This is a genomic window from Neisseria sp. P0009.S007 (assembly GCF_051962515.1).
Genome location: NZ_JBQCVF010000026.1, coordinates 1 through 6082, shown reverse-complemented (window position 1 = coordinate 6082; position 6082 = coordinate 1). Strand labels below are relative to the sequence as shown.

At 47.0% G+C, this 6082-nt stretch carries 7 protein-coding genes; 5 read left to right on the top strand and 2 right to left on the bottom strand.

Translation table 11 applies throughout. The features are described 5' to 3' along the window. Positions 1-218: rod shape-determining protein (locus ACTHS3_RS04340; RefSeq protein WP_440367230.1), on the bottom strand; the 218-nt coding region annotated here is incomplete at its 3' end. Positions 219-442: 224 nt separating this feature from the next. Between ACTHS3_RS04340 and gatC the strand changes: the two genes are divergently transcribed. From gatC to ACTHS3_RS04315, 5 genes are all read left to right on the top strand, one after another. Continuing rightward, positions 443-733, top strand: coding sequence for an Asp-tRNA(Asn)/Glu-tRNA(Gln) amidotransferase subunit GatC (gatC, locus tag ACTHS3_RS04335; RefSeq protein WP_003685110.1), 291 nt, complete (start codon positions 443-445; stop codon positions 731-733). A gap of 150 nt (positions 734-883) precedes the next feature. Beyond that, a complete protein-coding gene (gene gatA / locus ACTHS3_RS04330) occupies positions 884-2332 on the top strand; it encodes an Asp-tRNA(Asn)/Glu-tRNA(Gln) amidotransferase subunit GatA (RefSeq protein ID WP_070625451.1) in 1449 nt (482 codons plus the stop codon). Positions 2333-2429: 97 nt separating this feature from the next. Continuing rightward, positions 2430-3050: a trimeric intracellular cation channel family protein gene (locus ACTHS3_RS04325; RefSeq protein WP_049331484.1), complete on the top strand. Its 621-nt coding sequence runs from the start codon at positions 2430-2432 to the stop codon at positions 3048-3050. A 101-nt stretch (positions 3051-3151) separates the two neighbouring features. After that, the gene (gene gatB, locus ACTHS3_RS04320) at positions 3152-4582 is read left to right on the top strand and encodes an Asp-tRNA(Asn)/Glu-tRNA(Gln) amidotransferase subunit GatB (protein ID WP_003685244.1); all 1431 of its coding nucleotides are present in this window, start codon (positions 3152-3154) and stop codon (positions 4580-4582) included. A gap of 79 nt (positions 4583-4661) precedes the next feature. Then, a complete protein-coding gene (locus ACTHS3_RS04315) occupies positions 4662-5666 on the top strand; it encodes a 2Fe-2S iron-sulfur cluster-binding protein (RefSeq protein ID WP_070625449.1) in 1005 nt (334 codons plus the stop codon). A gap of 240 nt (positions 5667-5906) precedes the next feature. Here the strand turns inward: ACTHS3_RS04315 and ACTHS3_RS04310 are convergent. Further along, positions 5907-6082, bottom strand: a 176-nt coding sequence (locus tag ACTHS3_RS04310; RefSeq protein ID WP_440367235.1) for a LysM peptidoglycan-binding domain-containing protein, incomplete at its 5' end; no start/stop codon positions are given.

Genomic DNA, 6082 nt, shown 5'->3' with positions numbered 1-6082 from the left:
CGGACGATTTCAATATTGCGCGGCGCACGGCCCTGCATTTTTTTGGCTTCCGTGCCCACGGCCATAATTTTACTTTTATTGCCTGCGCCGGATTGAATCGCAACCATGGACGGCTCATCCAAAACAATCCCTTTGCCGCGTACAAAAATCAGCGTGTTGGCCGTGCCCAAGTCGATGGCAATATCATTGGAGAGGAAACGAGATAAAAGACGAAACATAGGATTCCTGAAATTCCGGCCCAGCCCGGATGTGTTTAGCATTATTTAAAATAAGAAAAACAGGTACACGGTTTAAGACGGATAAATGCCCCCTTAAAAGGCCGTCTGAATTAAAACACCATGCCAACCTGTTTGGTTTTCGGTTATAATTCTTCGCTTCATAGAAGACGAAATGCAATGATACCCCAAACCTAAGAGGCATTGCTATCAGACAAGGATTTTTTATGGCTTTAAGCTTAAATGATGTGGAAAAAATCGCAAAACTCTCGCGCCTCACTTTAACGGACGAAGAAAAAAACAAAACGCTTGCCGAGTTGAACGACATTTTCGCCATGGTTGAAAACATGCAAAGCGTCAATACCGACGGTATCGAACCCATGGCGCATCCGCACGAAGCCGCTTTACGCCTGCGCGAAGATAAAGTGACTGAAACCGATCATGCTGCCGAATATCAAGCTGTTGCCCCCGAAGTGCGCAACCGCCTGTATATCGTTCCTCAAGTAATTGAAGAATAAGGTTTCAGACGGCCTTTGCTTATCGGCAAGCCCCTATTGCAAGGCCGTCTGAAAGGATACTTTGTTCAGACGGCCCGATTTATTGATTTAAACGGATGTTTTCAATATCTGTTTTGAAAGCAAAAACTGTTTTATAGAAAGTACGGCACAATGACCGCTTACACGCTCAAACAAGCCAGCAGCCTGCTGCAATCCAAACAAATTTCCGCAGTCGAATTGGCGACCGAATATTTGGCCGCTATTGCTGCGAAAAACCCTGCCATCAATGGCTATGTGACCATCGATCAAGATAAGACCCTTGCTGAGGCCAAAACAGCCGATGCGCGTATCGCGGCCGGCAATGCAACGGTTTTGACCGGTGTACCGGTTGCTTACAAAGATATTTTCTGCCAAACAGGTTGGCGCAGTGCATGCAGCTCCAAAATGTTGGATAACTTTGTTTCTCCTTATACTGCCACTGTGGTGCAAAACCTGTTGGATGCCGGCATGGTTACTCTTGGCCGTACCAATATGGACGAATTTGCCATGGGTTCGACCAATGAGACTTCGTTCTACGGCGCAACCAAAAACCCATGGAATCTTGAACATGTTCCCGGCGGTTCGTCAGGCGGTTCGGCTGCTGTAATCGCGGCGCGTTTGGCACCGGTTGCGTTGGGTTCGGATACCGGCGGTTCTATCCGTCAGCCTGCATCGCATTGCGGTATTACCGGCATCAAGCCGACTTACGGTACGGTTTCACGCTTCGGTATGGTTGCTTATGCTTCCAGCTTTGACCAAGCCGGTCCTATGGCGCAAACGGCCGAAGACTGTGCGATTTTGTTGAACGCCATGGCCAGCTTTGACGAGCGCGATTCCACCAGCTTGGAGCTCGAAAAAGAAGACTACACCCGTGATTTGGATAAGCCGCTCAAAGGTTTGAAAATCGGTTTGCCTAAAGAATATTTCGGCGAAGGCGCGGATGCCGATGTTCAGACGGCCTTGCAAAGCGTTATCGATTTGCTCAAAGCACAAGGCGCGGAGACTGTTGAGGTTTCCCTGCCGCAAACATCATTGTCGATCCCTGCTTATTACGTTCTCGCCTCTGCGGAAGCAAGTACTAACTTATCCCGTTTCGACGGCGTACGTTATGGCCATCGTGCAGCGCAATTCGGCGATTTGGAAGAAATGTACAGCAACACCCGTGCCGAAGGTTTCGGCAGCGAGGTCAAACGCCGTATCATGATCGGTACTTATGTATTGAGTCATGGTTACTACGATGCGTACTACTTGAAAGCGCAAAAACTGCGTCACCTTGTAGCCAATGATTTTCAGACGGCCTTTGGTCAATGTGATTTCATTCTGGCGCCGACTGCGCCGACTGCCGCGCCGAAACTCGGCAGCGACATCCACGACCCTGTACAAATGTACTTGTCCGATATTTACACCATCGCCGTGAACCTTGCCGGTTTGCCCGCATTGACTCTGCCAGCCGGTTTCAGCGCAAACGGCCTGCCGATTGGTGTGCAATTTATCGGCAACTATTTCTCCGAAGCCAAAATTTTGGGTGCCGCACATCAGGTTCAGCTGAGCAGCGATTGGCACACCAAAGCGCCGGAATAATGTTTTAGGGCCTTGATGATTCAAGGCCGTCTGAAAATAAACCATATAAAAGCGCCTGAATGTATTGAGGTGCTGCATATTGTAGATATTTAAAAACATGACAGCCACCGACTTCATTCAAATCATTGGGACAGCTGCGTTTGCCATTTCAGGCTATTTGGTCGGCTACAACAAGCGGTTGGATGTGCTCGGTGTCGTCATTACTGCGTTACTGACGGCTGTCGGCGGCGGCATGATACGCGATGGCTTGGTTGGCCGGATTCCGCAAGTGTTTTTGCAAACCGATGCGCTGATTGTTGTGTTTGCCACGCTTGCTATCGCATGGTTGATAAGGGTGCAACGTTATCGCAGCACCTATTTGGCCGCTGCTTTTATTATTGCCGATGCCATTGGTTTGGCAGCGTTCAGCATTACCGGTGCACAAATCGGTATGGCTTTGCAGCTTAATCTGTTCGGCGTTATTTCTTTGGCTTTTGTGACTGCCGTTGGTGGCGGTATTGCGCGCGATATTTTGGTCAATGATGTACCAATGATTTTGCGTACCGACCTTTACGGCAGCGTGGCTATTTTGATTGGCGGGCTGATTTATCTGTTCGGGCATTTGGGCTGGATTAATATTTTTACGTTAAACCTGCTCTTTGCCGGCGGATTGTTGTTCCGTCTGACTGCATACCGTTTCCATTGGCAACTGCCCGGTTTCCAACGCCGCAGGAAATAAACTTATCTTACAGGCGGCCTGTTATGGTTTTTTATTCAGGCCGTCTGAAAAACGAATCACTCATTTAACCGATTAACTTTTTTTTCGACAGAAAGACCCTTATGACTTGGGAAACCGTAATCGGACTGGAAATCCACGTCCAACTCAACACCCAATCCAAAATCTTCAGCGGCGCATCCACTGCATTCGGTGCCGAGCCTAATGCCCACGCCAGCGTGGTTGAGTGTGCGTTGCCGGGCGTATTGCCGGTAATGAACCGCGAAGTCGTCGAAAAAGCCATCAAACTCGGTTTGGCTTTGGATGCGAAAATCAATCAGAAAAACGTGTTCGACCGTAAAAACTATTTTTATCCTGATTTACCAAAAGGCTATCAAATCAGCCAGTTGGATTTGCCGATTGTTGAACACGGCAAACTGGAAATCGTAGTGGGCGATGAGGTTAAAACCATCAATGTTACCCGTGCACACATGGAAGAAGATGCGGGTAAATCCGTACATGAAGGTTTGAACGGTGCTACCGGTATCGACTTGAACCGTGCCGGTACGCCTTTGTTGGAAGTTGTCTCCGAGCCTGAAATGCGTTCCGCAGCCGAAGCTGTGGCATATGCTAAAGCGTTGCATGGTTTAGTGACTTGGCTGGATATTTGCGACGGTAATATGGCGGAAGGTTCGTTCCGTGTTGATGCCAACGTTTCTGTACGTCCAAAAGGTCAGGCCGAGTTCGGTACACGCCGTGAAATCAAAAACCTCAACTCTTTCCGCTTCTTGGAACAAGCCATCAATTATGAAGTGGAAGCGCAAATCGAAATTTTGGAAGATGGTGGTAAAGTACAGCAGGCAACCATGCTGTTTGATCCTGAAAAAGGCGAAACCCGTGTGATGCGTTTGAAAGAGGATGCGCACGATTACCGCTATTTCCCGGATCCGGATTTGCTGCCGGTCATTATTTCAGACGGCCAATTGCAAAAGGCCAAAGAGCAAATGCCTGAGTTGCCGCATGAAATGGCGGCGCGTTTTGTTGCCGATTACGGCGTGTCTGACTATGATGCGCGCCTGTTGACTGCCAGCCGCGCCCAAGCTGCCTATTTTGAAGAAGCGGCCAAAGCCTGCGGCCAAGGTAAATTGACGGCGAACTGGATGAACGGCGAGCTTGCCGCTACCTTGAACAAAGAAGGTTTGGAATTGGCTGAAAGCCCGATTACAGCTCCACGCCTTGCCGAGTTGGTTGCTAAAGTTGCAGATGGAACATTAAGCAGCAAATTGGCGAAAAAAGCTTTTGAAGCGATGTGGGCTGAGCCTGAAGCAGGTATTGCCGAAATCATCGAAAAACATGGTTTGCAACAGATTACTGACACTGGCGCAATTGAAGCGATGGTGGATGAAGTGTTGGCAAACAATGCGAAAGCCATTGAGCAATTCCGTTCCGGTAATGAAAAAGCCTTAAATGCGATTGTCGGCCAAGTGATGAAAGCAAGTAAAGGCAAGGCCAATCCGGCTCAGGTTCAAGAGTTGATTAAAGCCAAATTGGCTTGATAGATAGGATAGGCCGTCTGAAAACAGGTTTTATTTTCAGACGGCCTTTGTTTTTGATAATAAATTTATTCTAAATACCATGACACATACCATTACCTTACCAGATCAAACTACATTTACGGCGAATGAGGACGAAACTGTTCTTGCTGCCGCAACCCGTCAGAATTTAAATTTGCCTCATTCTTGCAAAAGTGGTGCCTGCGGGCAGTGTAAGGCTGAGTTGATTAGTGGCGAATTTGAAATGGGCAAGCATATTGATAAAGCCATCAGTGAAGAAGAAAAAGCACAGGGCAAAGTGTTATTGTGTTGTACCACTGCGAAGAGCGACCTCAAAATAAATGTGCCAGGTTTTAATCAAAATGCTTTGCCGGTACGCACATTGCCGGCACGTATTGAAAACATTGAAATCAAACACGATGTTGCTTTGCTCAAACTGGCTTTGCCTAAAGCGCCGCCATTTGCATTTTATGCCGGGCAATATATTGATTTGCTGCTTCCCGGCAATATCAGCCGTAGCTATTCAATCGCCAATTCGCCTGATCAAGAAGGCATTTTGGAACTGCATATCCGCAAACGTGAAAACGGCGTATGCTCAGAAATGATTTTTGGTGCCGAGCCTAAAATCAAAGAAAAAGGCATTGTCCGCGTTAAAGGGCCATTAGGTACATTCACTTTGCAACAGGACAGCAATAAACCGATTGTTTTGTTGGCAACGGGTACAGGTTACGCACCTATCCGCAGCATCTTGCTTGATTTGATTCATCAGAATAGCGAACGTCAGGTTCATTTTTACTGGGGAGCACGTCAGCAGGAGGATTTGTACGCATTGGAAGAAGCAGAAGCATTAATAGACCGTCTGAAAAATGCGAAATTCTCGCCTGTTCTTTCTAAGCCTGATTCCGATTGGAAAGGGGAGAATGGGTACGTGCAAAATGTTGCCGCACAAAATTATCCTGATTTGAGCCAATACGAAGTTTATGCTTGTGGGTCACCAGCTATGACCGAGAGTGCGCAAAGTTTGCTGACTCAAAATTGCGCTTTACCGGAAGATGCCTTCTTCTGTGATGCTTTTTCACCGGCATAGGAATATATTTTACGGAATTCATATGTTTGGATAAGGGTATTTAGCATAGGGTTTGACGACAATTCGTTTGAAGAAGAGAGTGTGTTTTTGCACACTCTTTTTTTATACAGTAATTTTCAAAAAATATTTTTATCTTTAAGTAAAGACTATTCTGTTTGTTATCAAACATTAACTTGATTATCTATCATCAAGAAAAAGGCCGTCTGAATCTTTCAGACGGCCTTTGTTTTAAAGATAATATTAGCTACCAATCAGTTTCAAACGTTGACCGGGAGATACGGTACGGGTATTGCGGTTCCAACGGCGGATATCGTTAATATCAACATTGAAACGGCTGGCGATGGTGTTCAGGGTATCGCCTTTACGTACAGTGTAGGAAACGTTTTGAACCGGGTTGCTGCGGACTTTTGCCGGAG